Origin of the sequence: Cohnella rhizosphaerae (assembly GCF_029525575.1) — a bacterium.
Taxonomy (GTDB): Bacteria; Bacillota; Bacilli; order Paenibacillales; family Paenibacillaceae; genus Cohnella; species Cohnella rhizosphaerae.
Genome location: NZ_JAPDIA010000003.1, coordinates 1,924,649 through 1,940,755, shown reverse-complemented (window position 1 = coordinate 1,940,755; position 16,107 = coordinate 1,924,649). Strand labels below are relative to the sequence as shown.

12 protein-coding genes are annotated in these 16,107 nt (G+C 55.8%); 5 read left to right on the top strand and 7 right to left on the bottom strand.

All coding sequences use genetic code 11. The features are described 5' to 3' along the window. Positions 1 to 156: 156 nt before the first annotated feature. Positions 157 to 954, top strand: a complete 798-nt coding sequence (locus OMP40_RS14315) for an S-layer homology domain-containing protein (RefSeq protein ID WP_277532202.1) — start codon at positions 157 to 159, stop codon at positions 952 to 954. Continuing rightward, a complete protein-coding gene (locus OMP40_RS14310) occupies positions 938 to 1,810 on the top strand; it encodes a chitobiase/beta-hexosaminidase C-terminal domain-containing protein (protein ID WP_277533184.1) in 873 nt (290 codons plus the stop codon). The genes OMP40_RS14315 and OMP40_RS14310 overlap by 17 nt, the downstream gene beginning before the upstream one ends. 231 nt (positions 1,811 to 2,041) lie before the next feature. On the opposite strand, the gene OMP40_RS14305 is transcribed toward OMP40_RS14310, so the two are convergent. After that, positions 2,042 to 3,079: a Gfo/Idh/MocA family protein gene (locus OMP40_RS14305; protein ID WP_277532200.1), complete on the bottom strand. Its 1,038-nt coding sequence runs from the start codon at positions 3,077 to 3,079 to the stop codon at positions 2,042 to 2,044. Positions 3,080 to 3,337: 258 nt separating this feature from the next. On the opposite strand from OMP40_RS14305, the gene OMP40_RS14300 reads away from it, so the two are divergent. From OMP40_RS14300 to OMP40_RS14290, 3 genes are read left to right on the top strand one after another with little or no spacing between them, the layout of a single operon-like run. Further along, positions 3,338 to 4,207, top strand: coding sequence for a hypothetical protein (locus OMP40_RS14300; protein ID WP_277532199.1), 870 nt, complete (start codon positions 3,338 to 3,340; stop codon positions 4,205 to 4,207). Further along, the gene (locus OMP40_RS14295) at positions 4,134 to 5,621 is read left to right on the top strand and encodes a helix-turn-helix transcriptional regulator (protein WP_277532197.1); all 1,488 of its coding nucleotides are present in this window, start codon (positions 4,134 to 4,136) and stop codon (positions 5,619 to 5,621) included. Before OMP40_RS14300 ends, OMP40_RS14295 begins: the two co-directional genes overlap by 74 nt. Positions 5,622 to 5,624: 3 nt before the next feature. Then, on the top strand, positions 5,625 to 6,608 hold the full coding sequence (locus OMP40_RS14290) for a Gfo/Idh/MocA family protein (RefSeq protein WP_277532196.1): 984 nt from the start codon (positions 5,625 to 5,627) through the stop codon (positions 6,606 to 6,608). 99 nt (positions 6,609 to 6,707) lie between these two features. Here OMP40_RS14290 and OMP40_RS14285 read toward each other — a convergent pair whose 3' ends face one another. The 6 genes from OMP40_RS14285 to OMP40_RS14260 form a co-directional block, all read right to left on the bottom strand. Further along, positions 6,708 to 7,616 carry a carbohydrate ABC transporter permease gene (locus tag OMP40_RS14285; protein ID WP_277532195.1) on the bottom strand — a complete coding sequence of 303 codons (909 nt, stop codon included), beginning with the start codon at positions 7,614 to 7,616 and terminating at the stop codon, positions 6,708 to 6,710. An 11-nt stretch (positions 7,617 to 7,627) separates the two neighbouring features. Then, positions 7,628 to 8,593 (bottom strand): ABC transporter permease, encoded by a 966-nt coding sequence (locus tag OMP40_RS14280; RefSeq protein WP_277532193.1) that lies wholly within the window; start codon positions 8,591 to 8,593, stop codon positions 7,628 to 7,630. Positions 8,594 to 8,663: 70 nt separating this feature from the next. Then, positions 8,664 to 10,115 carry a type 2 periplasmic-binding domain-containing protein gene (locus tag OMP40_RS14275; RefSeq protein ID WP_277532191.1) on the bottom strand — a complete coding sequence of 484 codons (1,452 nt, stop codon included), beginning with the start codon at positions 10,113 to 10,115 and terminating at the stop codon, positions 8,664 to 8,666. A 337-nt stretch (positions 10,116 to 10,452) separates the two neighbouring features. Next, positions 10,453 to 12,852, bottom strand: a complete 2,400-nt coding sequence (locus OMP40_RS14270; RefSeq protein ID WP_277532189.1) for a carbohydrate binding domain-containing protein — start codon at positions 12,850 to 12,852, stop codon at positions 10,453 to 10,455. Continuing rightward, the gene (locus tag OMP40_RS14265) at positions 12,791 to 14,371 is read right to left on the bottom strand and encodes a carbohydrate binding domain-containing protein (RefSeq protein WP_277532187.1); all 1,581 of its coding nucleotides are present in this window, start codon (positions 14,369 to 14,371) and stop codon (positions 12,791 to 12,793) included. The genes OMP40_RS14270 and OMP40_RS14265 overlap by 62 nt, the downstream gene beginning before the upstream one ends. Positions 14,372 to 15,050: 679 nt before the next feature. Next, positions 15,051 to 16,028 carry a tRNA dihydrouridine synthase gene (locus OMP40_RS14260; RefSeq protein WP_277532185.1) on the bottom strand — a complete coding sequence of 326 codons (978 nt, stop codon included), beginning with the start codon at positions 16,026 to 16,028 and terminating at the stop codon, positions 15,051 to 15,053. Positions 16,029 to 16,107: the final 79 nt, after the last annotated feature.

The window sequence follows — 16,107 nt, the reverse complement described above, 5'->3', positions numbered from 1 at the left end:
AATACGGAATATGCAAAAGAAATATAAAGAAGCCTCCGATGGTTTCGGGTGCCTTGTTGCGAATCTTAAAGTTTTCTTTACGTTTCCCATATGGACGAATACACCCTGATAAAATAGGAGGAGAAAAATCGACATTTTATTTCAGGGGGACAAACAATGAGGAAAAAAGTGGTCGGCGTGTTGATGGCGGTGCTGCTGTGCTTCCACTTTTCGGTCGGCTTTGCAGCAGGCGCCTCGAAGACTTCAGCCGACTTTACGGACTTGAAGGATCTGGATGCTGCAACGAAAGCCAAGTTCGACGCGTTGATCTCTGCCGGTATATTCGACGGCGTTAGCGGAACCAAATTCGGTATCGCGGATGAGATGAACCGGGCGCAATTTGCTAAGGTTGCAGCGTTAATTTTTGATCTGGAGGTGGATAAGGACGTTAAGACGTCTTCCTTCAAAGACGTCAAAGCCGACGATCCTGCAAATGGATACGCGTTGCCGTACATCGAGGCGGTGAAAGCAGCAGGGATCACGGATGGCTATGGCGAGGGAACTTATAATCCTGCCGGCAACGTGACGAAGGAGCAGCTCGCGACGTTCCTTGTTCGCGGACTCGGCAAGAACGAGGAAGCCAAGTCAACGCCGGGCGTGAAGGATGATTCTGTATCCGACTGGGCGAAGGGGTATGTCGCCTTGGCGTTGGAAACAAAATTATTGGACAACGGCGCGGACGGAAAGTTCGGCGGTCAAACCAACGCAACGCGCGATCTGCTTGTTACGGGCGCATACGAAGCCCAGTCGCAATACGCAGCGCAGGTCGAACAAAAAAAAGAAAGAGGAAGAAGAGAAACAGAAGGAAGAAGAACTGAAGAAGGAAGAAGCACTGAAAAAGGCGGAAGAAGAAAAGAAAAGGCAGGAAGCGCAGTCCTGGACGCCGGCTCCGCCGCCGGTGCAGGCTACCGTTGAGACGCCGGCGGCACTTCCGGCAGGCGGCGCTGTGAATGCGGGAACGCAAGTTGTTTTGACTTCTCCGACCGAATCTGCGGCGGTATACTACACGACGGATCTCAGCGAGCCGACCGCGTCCAGCACGCTGTATACAGGACCGATCGTCCTTACGGGCAGTACAACGATCAAAGCCATCGCCGTTAAGCCTGGCTCGACGAACAGCTCGGTTGCGACATTCGAATATACCGTCGCCATGCCCATCGTCTTGCCGGACGCGATCTCGCCCTTGACCGAAGGTCAATCCTATACCGGCAGCGTAGCCAAGCTGTCCGGAGGAACAGGCGCCGTTGCTTATGAGGTGACGGAAGGCGCACTGCCTGCGGGGCTGGCTTTGAATCCAGGCACGGGAGAGATTGCCGGAACGCCAAGCGTTAGCGGCGCATATCACTTTACGATCGGCGCGACGGATTCGGCAACGCCTCCGGCAACGGCAACTATGCCCTATACGGGGACGATCGCGCCTGCACTTTTCAAAACGGCACTGGCGTTGATCAATGCAGCATCGGAGTCGGGCGATTGGGACAATGTCGATGAAACGACTTTTGCCGACGCGGGTGTTACGGGTGTTACATCTGAGAACCTATACAGCGTCCAATACTACTTGGATCCTGCTGTATCAACGCATTCGCCGCTGCCAAGAACATTGGCCGACATTCAAGCGATCGTTGACGAGTTGATTCAACAAATGACGGTAGATGCCATCTATGCCTATTTAAATCCTTTCGGCGGAGGCTCTCCCCCTTACCGTAGAAGCATTCGCTCGCGCCGGCATCACCGGTGTGGATGCTTCCAATTTGGACGCTATCTTAGATGAACTTCAATTGGCCTATCAGGAGTCCAGGAACAATCCTTTTTGGAACGCCGATGTCTACCAAACAAGATATTCAGGACGTTGTCGATCTTTTCCTAACCGTATAACATCCCCCCAGAAAAATGGCGGCGCAAAGGAGAACATCCCTGCGCCGCTATTTTATAATATCGAAAAAAGCGTTTAGTCTGCTCTCCATCCTCTTGTCAATTCATTCGGCCACCGACCTCCTGCCTCCTACCGATTCAGGCCCAAGCCTCGCAGATCGGCTACGATCCCTTGCTTCTCCGCTTCGTACAGCTTCCAGATCACGCGCAGACTCTGCAGGCTGGTCGGGCCGTCGGTTAACGGACGGCTGCCGTCGCGGATGCAATCGAGGAAGTGCTCCAGCTCGAAGTGCGTAAACTTCCCGCTCTCGAGTTCCATGAGGACGGATGTCTCCGACCGCGTATCCAGGTTTCCCTTCTCCTCTTTAATCTTCGTATGCGCGTACAGCTTCCGTTCGCCCAGATGAATCTCGAGCATCCCTTCGGTGCAATGTGCGTGAAGGCTCCAGCCGAGCCGGGTGCCCCGCGCTCCCCAGGTGCCGAAGTGATACCCGAGCGCGCCGTTTTCGAACTCGATCGCGACGTTGCTCGTCCCTTCCTTTTCCATCCAAGGCGTTCCGAAGTTCGTGCCCAGATGCGTACCGCGTACCGGATTGCCCATGATCCACAACATGAGATCGACATAATGGCAGCCATGGCTAAAAAATTGCCCCCCGCCCAAACGATCCGCAGAGCGGCCCCAATGACCTTCCGGGTAATGGGTATATTGCTCCGTCCAGATGGACAACTGGAAGCACTCTCCGTATACTTTGTCGTCCAGCAGCTGCTTCAGCTTCACGATGACCGGCCAGAACCGCACCGGATAGGCCGTCATCAACACCTTGCCGCATTCCTCGGCGGTCCGGATGAGTTCGAGGCATTCTTCTTCCGTGTTGCACATCGGCTTCTCCATCAGCACATGCTTGCCTGCTCGCAGGCACGTCATCCCCACTTCGAAGTGCAAATCATGCGGCAATACGACCAGCACCGCATCGACGTCATCGAGCATGTCGCGATAGTCTGCATAAGCGGCTTTTGCGCCAAGAAGCTTCGCCGCCTCCTCGGCCAGCTCGACGACAATATCGCAAGTTGCCGTTATTTCGATGCGTTCCCCCAGTTCGCTAAACCCCGAGCTGTGCGAGCCGGTCATGTTGCCGCATCCGATAATGCCAAGACGGATTTTAGTCATTGTATGCGTGCGCCTCCCCTGATTGATCGTCGATTGATCGTAGTAGGTGTCGAGGCCACTATAAACAGCGCCGGATTCCGTGTCTATCGCCGGTTTTTGTTTGAACCGTTTCTTTTTGCCGAACGGGTTCGCGCTTTGCGCAGCTTAAAAAATGACAACTTCAAAAATATTGACAATTACATTATGGCGCGGCATGCGATATGATATTTGAAAAATTCGCATAAGCGAAACATACTACATCGAATTCGAGGGCTGCCTATGCGGAAAAATTGGCAAAATCGCTTGCTTCTATCGTATTTGCCCGTGTTCGTTACGATGGTGCTGTCGCTTATCCTGGTCACCGTGCTGGCGATCAACCAGATATCCACGCGCAGCGCCGTCAATTCCAATGAGACGCTGATTCAGAATATCAGCCGCATCATCGATGACGATCTGCTGCAAATCGAGAAAACGATGGACAACGAGGTCGTCATCCCGAACCTGTTCGAACCGTTCTACAGACAAGGCGAATCGGGAGCGGAAGGCTTGTCGGTTACGCAAGCTTCCAATACGTTGCGTCGTATTGCGGCCAATCTCCCGTTGATCCAATCTCTCTATCTCGTACGCCCGGAGGACGGCTTCATCCAGGCGTCGGATCGCAGCGCATCGCTGCAAGGATTCGGCGACAAAGCGTTCATCCTTGAGATGCAGCATAAGGTAGGCCGGTACACCTGGACGGGCGCCAGAACTTATAATCCCTCGTCCTTCGGAGCGTCCATACCGGTCGTTTCGCTCGTTCGAATCGCAGACCCGGTCAGCAACGGACTGCTGGTCATCAATGTGAGCGCCGAAGCGCTTCAGAACAAAATCGCCTTGATCGCAAGGGAAAAGAACCGTTCGATCGAATTGCTCGACCAGGAAGGCTTAACGATAACGGGCATCAATCTACCATCCCCCTCCATCGGCAAAACCCAGCAGGAGGCGATGTCCCAGACAACGTCCGATTACACGGGATGGTCGGTCCGCAGCAAGATTGCGCCCGGATATTCCTCTTCCCCTCAACAGCGTCTGGCTGTTGGCCGGCATCGGACTGCTCCTGCTGCTCGGCTGCGCCTGCTGGATCGTCCTGATCTCCAGACGACACTATAAGCCTCTGCAATATTTGATCGGGCGGATCACCCCCTATTCAGACAATGATTCGTTGCCCTCTAATGAACGAGAACGCTACGACGAGTTCCGTCTGATCGAGACGGCGATGGATCAGCTCATTACCAGGTCCGGCAGCCTGGAGAAGAAAACGAAGGAGCTTGCTTTATTCCGCAAAAGTCAACTCTTCCTTGAATTGCTGGAGCCGCCGGGCAGACCGTTCTCCAAACTCGTCGAGGATTTGCGGTTGATCGGCACGGAGCATGTCTCCGAAGCTTCGTCCGCCGCGGTCATGGTCATGGAGATGGATCGATACGCCGAATTTGTCCGCAGCCATACCCATCGGGACCAGCATCAGTTTAAGCAAGTCCTGCATCGCGTCGTATTTGAATTGTGCGAGCGGGATGGATTGGCGGCATGGAGCGAATGGATGGACGACAGCCGAATAGCCGTCGTTCTGTTCAAAAAGCGGGACGGCGAGTACGATGTCGTCTCGGCCTTGAGGGGTCTTGCCGAGTCGGCGGCGGACTGGATTCGGGACAACCTGCCGATGACCGTCACGATCTCCATCGGCCCCGAGTCGCCGCTGCAGCGCCTCAGCGAAAGCTGCGAGGAAGCAAAGCGCATGCTTTCTTTTAAGTGTTCATTCGGCGACGACCGCCTCCTGCTTCCGGACGATGTCCCGGCCGCTATCGGCGAGCCGGCCTACCCGCTGCAGCACGTGATGCCGTTCGTCAGGGACTACAGAAACGGCAGCGGGCGATGGAGCGAGCGATTCCGGGACATCGGCGGAGCATTGGGCAGGATCGTAATCACGAAGGATCAATTAGACTCCTTCGCAGGCTATCTTGTGTTTCAATTGAACAATGAAATGAAGGAGCTGCCCAAGGAATTCGATAGAGTCTGGAACGAACATGCCATGTCCGCCTTGCGCGTTGCGATGGACCAAAGCGACACGACGGCGCAGCTGCTCCTGAAATTCGAGGCGACCTTGGCGGATACGTTCGAACGGCTGGCGGAGCTCAGGCTGAACAAAAACATCGACAAGTTCGTGACCGACTTGAAGCATCATGTCCATCGTCATTTCAGCGATCCTGACTTCTCCCTCTCGGCACTCAGCGAACAGTTCAATCTAAGCCACAGCCATCTTAGCCGCGTGTTCAAAGAGACGGTCGGCGTTAATTTCATCGATTATATTACCGACCTGCGTATCCGCGAAGCCCGCAAGCTGCTCGAGAGCACCGATCTCCTTATTCAGGACGTTGCAATACAAGTCGGCTATAACCAGGTCATTACGTTCATCAAAGTGTTCAAGAAGCAGACGGGCGTGACGCCGGGCGCTTATCGCAAGACGCTGGTCAAGAACGCGAATCGCGCCAAAAGCGACTGCCACAACGATATCCAGGGAGAGGGTTAATTCATGAGTTACACGATCGCATGCATCGGAGCGGGCGCCATCGCCGTACAGCATCTGCAAGCTATACGAGAGGTCGATCGGCTAACACCCGTCGCGATCGCCGATCCGAACGAGACTCGCGCGCAGGAGGTCGCCGCCGAATACGGCATCCGGTCGTATTCGGATTACCGCACGATGATCGACCATGAATCGCCGCGGATCGTCATCGTGGCCGTTCCGCATTTTCTGCACAAGGAATGCGCCCTTTACGCGGCCGAATGCGGCTGCGCGGTACTGCTCGAGAAGCCGATGGCGCTGAACACGGAGGAATGCGACGAGATCATCGAAGCGGCGCAGCGCAATAGCGCCGTCATGCTGGTCGGTCATACGCAGCATTACATTGCCGAGAATCGCAAAGCGAAGCAGCTTATCGACAGCGGCGTTCTTGGCGAGCTGGTCATGATTCAGGACACCCGCAACATGAATTATTTCTCGCCTTCCAGACCGGACTGGTTCTATCGCAAGGCGCTGGCGGGAGGCGGGATTCTCGCCAATCTCGGCTCGCATTCGATCGATAAAGTTCAATGGCTGGGCGGTTCCCGAGTGAAGAAGGTACGCGCTTCGTTGACGTTTCATGCCGACAGAGGCGATGTCGAAGGAAGCGGTCTGATTTTTATCGAAAATGAAGCCGGGGTGCCGGCAGCGATCATGCAATCCGGCTATCTCGGCGCGCCCCGCAACGAGACGGAGCTCAGCTTCACCGGCGGATCGATCAAGCTGCAGACGAGCCGCGGCTTGTGGGTCAGCAAGGGCGGTTCCGCATACGAGCCGATCGAGCCCGATCCGCAGCCCTCTCCGTTCATTATGCAGCTGTTGGACCTGCTCGCGTGCATCGAGACCGGCCAGGAGCCCGAATGCTCGCTCGCGTATTCCCGCAGCATCGTGGCGGTCGTCGACAGCCTCTATTTATCCCACCGTTACGGCACGGAGCTGACGGTTCCCGTCTAATCGAACGAACGACGCTATAACGGATACAACGGCAAAGGGGCTGTCCCATACGGGACAGCCCCTGTTATTGCGCCGAATCCTACCTGACCTTACCTCCCCTTACCGCCTTCCGCCTGCCGTATCTACCCTTTTACCGCGCCGAGCAGCATGCCTCTGACAAAGTACTTTTGCAGGAACGGGTAGACGATCAGGATCGGAAGCGTCGCGACGACCACGGTCGCCATCTTGATCGACTCCGGCGGCAGCTGGACCATTTCGCCGGAGCTGACGCCCAGCTCGGAGCTTACGTTCGGGGCCACGATCATGCTGCGCAGCACGACCTGAATCGGCATGAGCGCTCTGTCCGTCAAATACATAATGCCGGCAAAGTAGGCATTCCAGTGATTGACGCCGTAGAACAAGCCCATCGTTGCCATGATCGGCAGCGACAGGGGGGAGCACGATCCGGATCAGCGTCAGCAGGTCTCCGCAGCCGTCCACCTTCGCGGCTTCCTCTACCTCGGAGGGAAGGTTCTCGAAGTAGGTCTTCATGATCAGCATATTAAAGGTTGACACAAGCCCCGGCACGATCAGAGCCCCTATCGAATTCAGCAAGCCCGTGGCGCTAACGACCAGATACAGCGGAATGAGTCCGCCGCTGAAGAGCATCGTGAAGACGATCCCGATCAGAATCGGATTGCGGAGGCGCAGGTGCTTCTTGGACAGCGGATAGGCCAGCATCGTCGTCACGACGAGATTGCAGAACGTGCCCAAGACGGTCACGATAACCGTGATTTTTAAAGCGTTCGGGATGCGGTCGCTGCTGAAAATAAATCGATAGGCTTCCCACGTGACGCGCTTCGGCCAGAGGACGAAGCCGCCGTTGCGCAGCACCTCCGCTATGGGCGTGATGGACATGACCGCGACGTAATATAACGGGAACAGCGTCGCAAGTCCGAACAGCGTCAAGGAGAAGTAAATGAAGAAGTCGACGACTTTGTCCGACAAGGTTTTTCTCGATTCAACCACATGTTCCCCTCCTACCAGATTCCCGAGCCGCCGAATTTCTTCGCCAATCGATTGGCGGAGAGGACCAGAATGAAGCCGATCACCGATTTGAAAAATCCGACGGCCGTCGCTACGCTAAAATCAAGCTGCTCCAGTCCGCGGCGGAATACCCATGTATCGATAATGTCGCCCACTTCGGTGACACGCGCGTTCAAGAATATATAGATTTGCTCGAAGCCGGCATCCAGAATCGTCCCTACACGCAGGATCAACAGCAGGATAAATACATCCCGAACGCCGGGAAGCGTAATATTCCACAGCTGGCGCCACCGGCCCGCGCCGTCGACAACGGCCGCTTCGTAAAGTTCCTTATTGATCGACGATAACGCAGCCAAATAAATGATGGCGCCGAAGCCCGTGTTTTTCCAAAAATCCGTAATCAACAGCAGCGGTCGGAAGAACGCTTTATCCGTGAGCAAGCTGATCGATTGGCCGGTCAGTTCCCTCCACCCCGTCGATATTAATCCGGAGTCGGGCGCCAGGAACGAGAAGACCAGGCCGTATACGATGACCCAGGACAAGAAGTACGGTCCGTAGGTGACGGACTGGACGATGCGCTTGAACCATTGCGCGCGAATCTCGTTCAGCATCAGCGCGAGCAGCAAGTCGGGCACCATGTTGAAAACAATCCGGTACACGCTGATCAGCAGCGTATTTCGCAGGAGCTGCGGGAAATCCGGCGAAGAGAATACGGTGACGAAATTGTCGAAGCCCGTCCACCTGCTGCCCCAAATCCCGTCGCCCATGTTGTAATCCTTGAAGGCGATAATAAGTCCGCCCATCGGGACGTAATGATAGATCATATAGTAGAGCAGCCCGGGCACCATCATCAGGTAAAGCCAGCGATTGCGGAGGAGATCCCTGCCGATCGGCTGCAGCCTGCGGTTGATCCCTTTCGCGCCACTCGTTCCCGCCGCAATGCCGTTTTCGGTTTTCAATGTCACACCCCCCCGTTTACTTGGAGAATAAGGAAGGAGCCGGATGGCTCCTCCTCCCGAACCTTTCGCTTTACTTAATGACGCCGACCTGCTTCAACTGGCTTTCGTAGGTATCGAACAACAACTGACCTTTATATTCCGTCATCAGCTTCTCGCGGTATTCCGGCCACTTGCTGCCGGATTTGTCCTCGAATACGAGCTTGACCTGCCATTCCTTCTGCTTGTTGCGGAAGGAAGCCAAGTCGAAGCCTTCCGGCGCGGTCAGCGTCATTCCGTAACCGGGGAGCGTCGGAATCTGCGCGATCGACGCCAGAATCTGGCGATCGCGATCGGACATCGTCGGGTCGATCACTTCGAAGCCGAATACGGTCGGATTGTTAGGCGTAAAGAAGTCCCACACGTCCAGGAAGTTCCCTTGGTCGACGATATCGGCTTGGTAGGCTTCCGGCTTGAGCGTGATCGTATTGCCCTCCCGCGTATAGTGCTTGCCTTCGACGCCGTAATGCGTCAGCAAGAAGCCCTCCGGCGAAGCGAGCCAGTCCAGAATTTGCACCGTGCGCTTAATTTTTTCCGGATTGTTCTCCGCCGTCTTCTTCGAGAATACAAACGGATTGCCCGGCGAGAGCATCGTCTGAAGCGGCTTGTCGCCAAGCGGATTAAAGGCAATCCAGTTCGCCTCGGGGAACAGCTGCTTGGTCATCGACTGCAGACTGGTCGGGTTGGAGTCGAGCGCGAACGTCATCGTCGTTCCAAGCACGACGCCGGCTTTGCCCTGCGCCGCCTTCTCCGTTTGTTGTCCGATCTTGTTCAGGAACCAGTCGGGATCGACCAGATCCTCTTCATTGACCTTCACAATATCGTTGATCACGCCTTCCATGCGCAGATCGGTCTGGGTATCGACGAACTTGTTGTCCTCCACTCTCGAAGCGAAGACCAGTCCGTTCTTCATGTATTCCGGCCAGTCCAGACCGAGCTGCTTCCCGCTGTCTCCCGTCGTCGTGAAGCCGTACGTATCCTTCTTGCCGTTGCCGTCGGGATCGTTGTTGCGGAAAGCTCGCAGTACCTGTAAATATTCCTCGTACGTGTCCGGCACCTCGAGCCCGAGATTTTTAAGCCAATCTTCTCGTATATAGTAGGCTCGGTAGGCCCGTTTCTCGTACGGAACCGCAGCTCGCATGAACGGATGGATCCCCTGGAAATATTTGAGCTCTTGAGGCGTAATCCAATATTTGAAGTAATTCGGCATCGAAGCCTCGGTTACGAAGGGTGTCAAGTCCGCCAGCACGTTCTGCGTGGCCAGCTTCAGGCCGCCGTCGGCGCTCGTGTCCTTCCACATATCCGGCGCATCGTTCGCGGCGATGAGCGTATTGATCTTGTTCACATGATCCTGACCGCCTGCCATATACTGCACGTTCAGCTCGACATTAAATTTCTCCTCGATCGCCTGCTTGACGAAGTCCTTCGACGCGTCGGACGGCAGCGCGCTGGATAAGCCGGCATCCAGGAAGAAGCTCAGCGACAACTTCTCCCCCTGACGGAACCGCCTCCGCTGAGCCGCTTGCCGCGGAAGACGCTGCCGCTGTCGATGCGCTCGCGTCGCCTGCTGTGCCGCCGTCATTCGAGCAAGCCGTCGTAAGCAGCAATGACGCTGCCGCCGCCCATGTGATCCATTTCGTTTTTTTTCTCATACACGTTCATGTCAATGGCCCCTCTCGTCTGCAAGATTGCCTTACACTTTCGGATTATAGGGTTCTCGGGTACTTGCAGCCTATTGTCGATTATTGAGAGGCTGTCTTTTTTCACGCTTTGGCCTCTATTTCCTAGCGCCAGTAAAATACGATCTATTCCGCAAAAAAAGGTTATCCCGCGCTTACCCTGATTTGATCCGCCCAGAACGTCCCCGGCTGCGCCGGATCGCTATGCGTCAGCACGATCTCGAGCACGTGGTCATGTGCGCCCGGCGCCGTGAAGGTCGCGGCCATCGTCGTCCAGGAGGCGGCGCTCACGGATTGACTGACCAATACGGCGTTCGCGGTCTTGTCGATGATCTGCAGCAATCCCCCTGCGGCGCCGTCGACCTTCCCGTCGAAGCTGACGTCATAGGCTGCGCCCGGTACGTACCCGCGCCACAGGTAGGACATGCGCTGGCTGTCTCCGGTCGCCGCGGATACCAGCTTAAGAGACGACCGTCCGGCCGATCGGGTCGACGAATCAAGCACGGCATTGTTCGCCGGCGTCGCGCTGCCTCTGGTCCAATAACGAGGGAGGGCGGCATCCCAGCGGTCCGCTGTCTCAAAGCCCGCGTTCGCCACTTCACCAAGCGCCAGCAAAGGCCTCGCATGAACGTCGTCGAATGCGATCGATTGACCGGAAGGCGAGACGGACAGGTTGTACAGCCGCACGCGAACGTCATGCCCTTCCTCAGGCATCGTCACGGTAAACGAGTGGCGCGCCCAATCCGTATCGTTGAAATACGCTTGTCCGACAATCGTCGAAGCGGTGTAATCGTACACTTGCGCTCTGAAGCCGGTCGTTCCGTACCGTTTGCCCATAAATTCGATCAAATAGGGCGTGTTCGGTTCGTATTGCGCCAATCGCTGCTCCACAATCTGCCAAGTCGAACCTGAAGCGATCGATAGCGAACGGTCGCCAATGGCCGAATCGCTATTCGTCAGGCCGGCCGTCGCGGAGGTCGACAAGTACCTCGTCCAACGGTCGGGAAGGGTCGGATCGTCTGCGTCGGCCGACTCGAAGCCAGGGTTGGACAGCTTGTTGGAGCTCCACTTGGCCAGATCCGCCGCCACGGTCGGCATGCAGGCGTTGACCTCGCACACCGCATCCGCGATATCCCGCACTTCCGGGTTAAAAGGGATAAACTGCGTCCAGCCCGACATCTGGTGCATTCTTTCTTTATCTGCGGTAACCGATGGAGCGCGGCTATTCTGCCAGGATAAAACGGGCTCCGTTAAGCTCTGGTTCCACATAATGTCCGTAAACGTTCTGGAGAATCTCTCCATGTCCAGCCGTGTGAATACTTGGCCGTGCGCATAAGCCTCCAACGCCCCGGTCATCGTCAGACCGGCGTGGGACAGATCCTCCAGCGTATAGGAGAAATAGTGCCCTTCGTCCCAGGATCCCATCGGGTCCCAATAGTGCCACAGATAGGCGTCCGTGTTCATGCTTGCATTCAGCGGATGCGCGGCCACCGTCCCTTGGAATGCCCGCGTCATGTCGTTGGCGCGGCTCCAATACAGCGCGCGATCCGCGGCATAGGCGGCATCGCCTTCGGTTGCGTCATAGAGCAAATATAGCATGCGGGCATAGGCTAGATACTGGTTGTGCGGCAAGCTGCGGCCGGGCGCCACCTCCGTACTGAATCCGGGAGGCATGATATAGAGACCCGTTCCGTTGTCGCTGCCGTCCGTACCGGTCAGCTGCCGCCAGTACGGATCCCACTTGTGGACCATATTGTCCGCCGCGAACTCCGTATATTGTTCGGCCTTCGTCAAATAAGCCGCATGCAGCTCTTCATCTTCTTTAACGGCATTGGCGAAGCGTAGAATCGGCGTCAGGATAATGCCCTCCTGCACCATCTGCTCCCAATACTGGCCCAGCTTGAACGAATCCAGCCATACGGTATCTCCCGCAGCTCCAGACGGGATGCCGACCTCAAGCAGCAGCTCATGATCGGCAGCCGGCGTCATGAAGCTTTCATACGCGGTAGCGAATGAATCCGAGTTATTGAAGGTCCAGCTCCCCAGAACGGTAGAGGCCGTCCGATCGTAGATTCGTACTTCTCCAGCCGCGCCGGCCGATGCCAGTCCGGCAAACGATATTCCATATCGGGCATTCGGCGCGTAATTATAGATTTCCTGATATACGATCGGGTCCGACGTTCCGTCATGAACAAGCTCAAGCCCCGCATCGTCCGCCGGGAACCGCACGGCGTCGTTAGACCGATGCGCGGCGGCCAGCGAGGTGCCGGCATCGCGCGTCCAGCCGGCCGCCTCGGTGTATTCCAGCGGCTTCAATGAGAAGACGTCCACGAACCCGACCTCTCCCGTCGATGTCGGCGGCATCAGCGCACGCAGCTTGAGCGTCTGTCCGCTTGCCGCGGGGGCCGTAAATACGATCGATTGCTTCTTCCATGCCGTTCCGGAAAACGCGACGGCGGCCAAGCTTGCCGTTGCCGTCTCGTTATAGATCTCCACCGTTCCCGCAGCATCGGGGCGAGTCGTTCTTCCTCTGAAGCTCAGCACGTAGGTCTCCCCCCGGCGTGTAAGCGACCGATTGCTCGATGCCGACCGTCCCGGAAGCGGACGAGGCGAGCGCTAACCCGCGCGTGCCCGTATAATAGCGATTGATACCGGAAGACCCGTATACCTCTGCAGAGGTAGAACCAGCCGTACGCGTCCAATTAAGCGGCAGCGTGCCGTCCGTGCCGCCGACGGTCTCGAAGCTCGGATTGGCGACCCGTTCGGTCGACGGGAAGCTCTCGTACATAACCAGATCGTCGAAATAGCTCGTAAATCCGGGCACGCTCCAAATATTTTGCAATAGACGGATCTTAAGAACTTTCCCAGCAACCGGAGGAGCGGTGAACGTTACACTGGAGGTTGTCCAATCCGCGTAGGATATCACCGTGTTCCCGAGAGAGACGTTATCGGTCTCGTTCAAGATTTGCACCCGTCCGTAAGCCGCGGAACTGGATACCTTCCCGACGAATTTTAAGGTATAGCTCCGAGCGGGTACATAGTCAACGACCTGTTCGGCCGCTTCCCATGAAGTATTGTCCGTCGTGACGGCCATCGAATAAGCGCCGCTGTACGAATCGGTACTGGCATAGACGTTAGAGGCATTCGAGGCGGCAAACCTCGTCCAGTTGGCCGGCAGCGTCGGATCCGCGGCATCCAGCGTCTCCATATCTCCGTTGGCGACGGGTACGACTTGGATGTCGTGCACCGGTTTGACTGACACGTTGTCGATATAACCTTTGTATCCTGTATGCGCGTAATCCTGCAAGCTGAGTCGCAGCTGCAGATTGCCTGCCGCAGGCGCCTTAAACGTGAGCAAGTAACGCTCGTAGCCGACGTGATGCGCCCGCACGGAGGCAAGGACTTTATTCGTGCTTGCGTTATACACTTCAATCAGCGGCTCCGAGGCCTCGTCATCGACGCTCATGAAGGCCTCCGCCTCATAGGTCGCATTCGGAAAATAATTCAAGGTCTGGACCAGACGGTTCTCGCCTGCGCCGTCGCTCTCCAGGACCGCCGCCGCCATTCCTTCGAACGAAGCTCCCGCTGCGTCGGTACGATAAGCGCCATTCGCCGCGCCTTGCCGATGCCACCCGTCCGGAATGCCGTCGCTGTCGGAATCGTCCTCGAACGAACCGTTCGTTACGGCCTCGGCGCTCCCTTCTGCCGCTCCCTGCAGCGCCAGATCCTCGTTTTTAAGCTGCATGTGCGCATAGAGATGGTCGGCCCAGCCCAAGTATCCGTCCGAATTTTGGTCGCTCGCGTTCGCGATCATCCGGTCCGCATGATCCACGACCTTGTCCAGGTAGAAAGGGTTGCGAGTGGCCTCGTACATCGTCATGTAGCTATCCAGATAATAGCTCTCTCCCCATGCGAGCCGACCGCCCAGCGCCGATTCGGATATTCCCCGGCCGTAATTCAGCGCCTGATCCAAAGCAAGATGACGGTCGATGCTCGTATCCTGCGCATGTGCCGAAAAAAGACAGCGGCACCGTTCCTGCAGCGACCGCAATGGCGACTGCAAGCTTGATAAAACGATTTCTGCCCATCGTATCCATCCCTCCCGAATGTGACACTCCGCCCGTGTAAGCAGCAAGCTCGAGCGGTTGTTGGGCATCATTATAGCTAACGATAAAACAATCCTATATGGACAATATTTGATCAGTAGTCGGAATTTGCTGCGGAGGCGGCAGAATGGGCAAAGATTCAGGAAATCAATTTCATATCAAAATAAATCCGTCACCTGGTACATGCATGATTAAATCATCGATCTATCAAATACGAAGCTTGGGTATGAAGCACAGTACCTGCTGGACCGATTCTCAAGGCTGTAGAGTAACTTTTTTCCTTTACAGCACCATTTGGAACGGTTCGCGAGGCTGTAGAGTAACTTTTTTCCTTTACAGCACCATTTAGACCGGTTCGCGAAGCTGTAGAGTAACTTTTTTCCTTTACAGCACCATTTGGACCGGTTCGCGAGGCTGTAGAGTAACTTTTTGCCTTTACAGCACCTTGGACCGGTCCGGGACGCTGAAGAGCGTGTTTGAGGGGAAAATCCTGCACTTTTAATCGATGTTTGAGGGGAAAATCCTGCACTTTTAATCGATTGATGATTACGCCGTGCTGCACTGGTTGGTGACGGAAGAGGTTAACCTTTTAGGGGCATCATATAACGTGTTGTTGAACCGCTCCTAGTCCCCGCGTTACTCGGTCTCATCATTTACCTTGCTTCCAAACTCGCCAAGCAGTGCGCGCACTTCGCTTGTTGACTTTGCGTTCATTAAGTTATTTCTTAATTCGCTTGCTCCCCGGAATCCGCGGACGTATATTTTGAAGAAACGGACCAGCGAACTGAACGAACGGGGTTCCAGTCCTGAATATTGATCATGGAGATCCAGATGCAGCCGCAGCAAATCCAGCAATTCCTCACTGCCGTGCGCCCTCGGCTCCTTCTCGAATGCAAACGGATTATGAAAAATACCGCGCCCGATCATAATGCCGTCCACACCGTATTGCTCGGCGAGCTTAAGGCCGGTCTGACGGTCGGGGATATCCCCGTTAATGGTCAGTAGCGTATCCGGCGCCACTTCATCGCGAAGCTTCTTAATCTCCGGAATCAGTTCCCAGTGCGCATCTACTTTGCTCATTTCCGCTCTCGTACGCAGGTGGATGGACAGATTCACGATGTCTTGCTTCAGAATATGGGTTAACCAGCCGCGCCACTCGTCGACCTCGCTGAAACCGAGCCGCGTTTTTACGCTGACGGGCAGTCCCCCGGCTTTGGCCGCTTGGATGAGATCCGCCGCGATCTCAGGACGGCAGATCAGGCCGCTTCCCTTCCCGTTCTCCGCCACATTCGCGACAGGACAACCCATATTGATATCAATGCCTTTGAATCCCTCTTTCGCCATACCGATGCTCATTTGACGGAAGTATTCGGGCTTGTCTCCCCAGATATGAGCCACAATGGGCTGTTCATCCTCCGTAAAAGTCAAACGCCCGCGCACGGAATGGTTCCCCTCCGGGTGACAATAGCTCTCCGTATTCGCAAACTCCGTAAAAAACACATCCGGTCTGGCCGCTTCGCTCACGACATGGCGAAAAACGACATCCGTCACATCTTCCATGGGCGCCAGTATAAAGAAAGGGCGTGGCAGATCACGCCAGAAATGGTTGGTCATATCGAAAACCTCTCTATGGTTATCAGGACGCTGTCGAAATCGTCTCGCAGCCGATGCCTCGGCTCCTTAAACATTATAA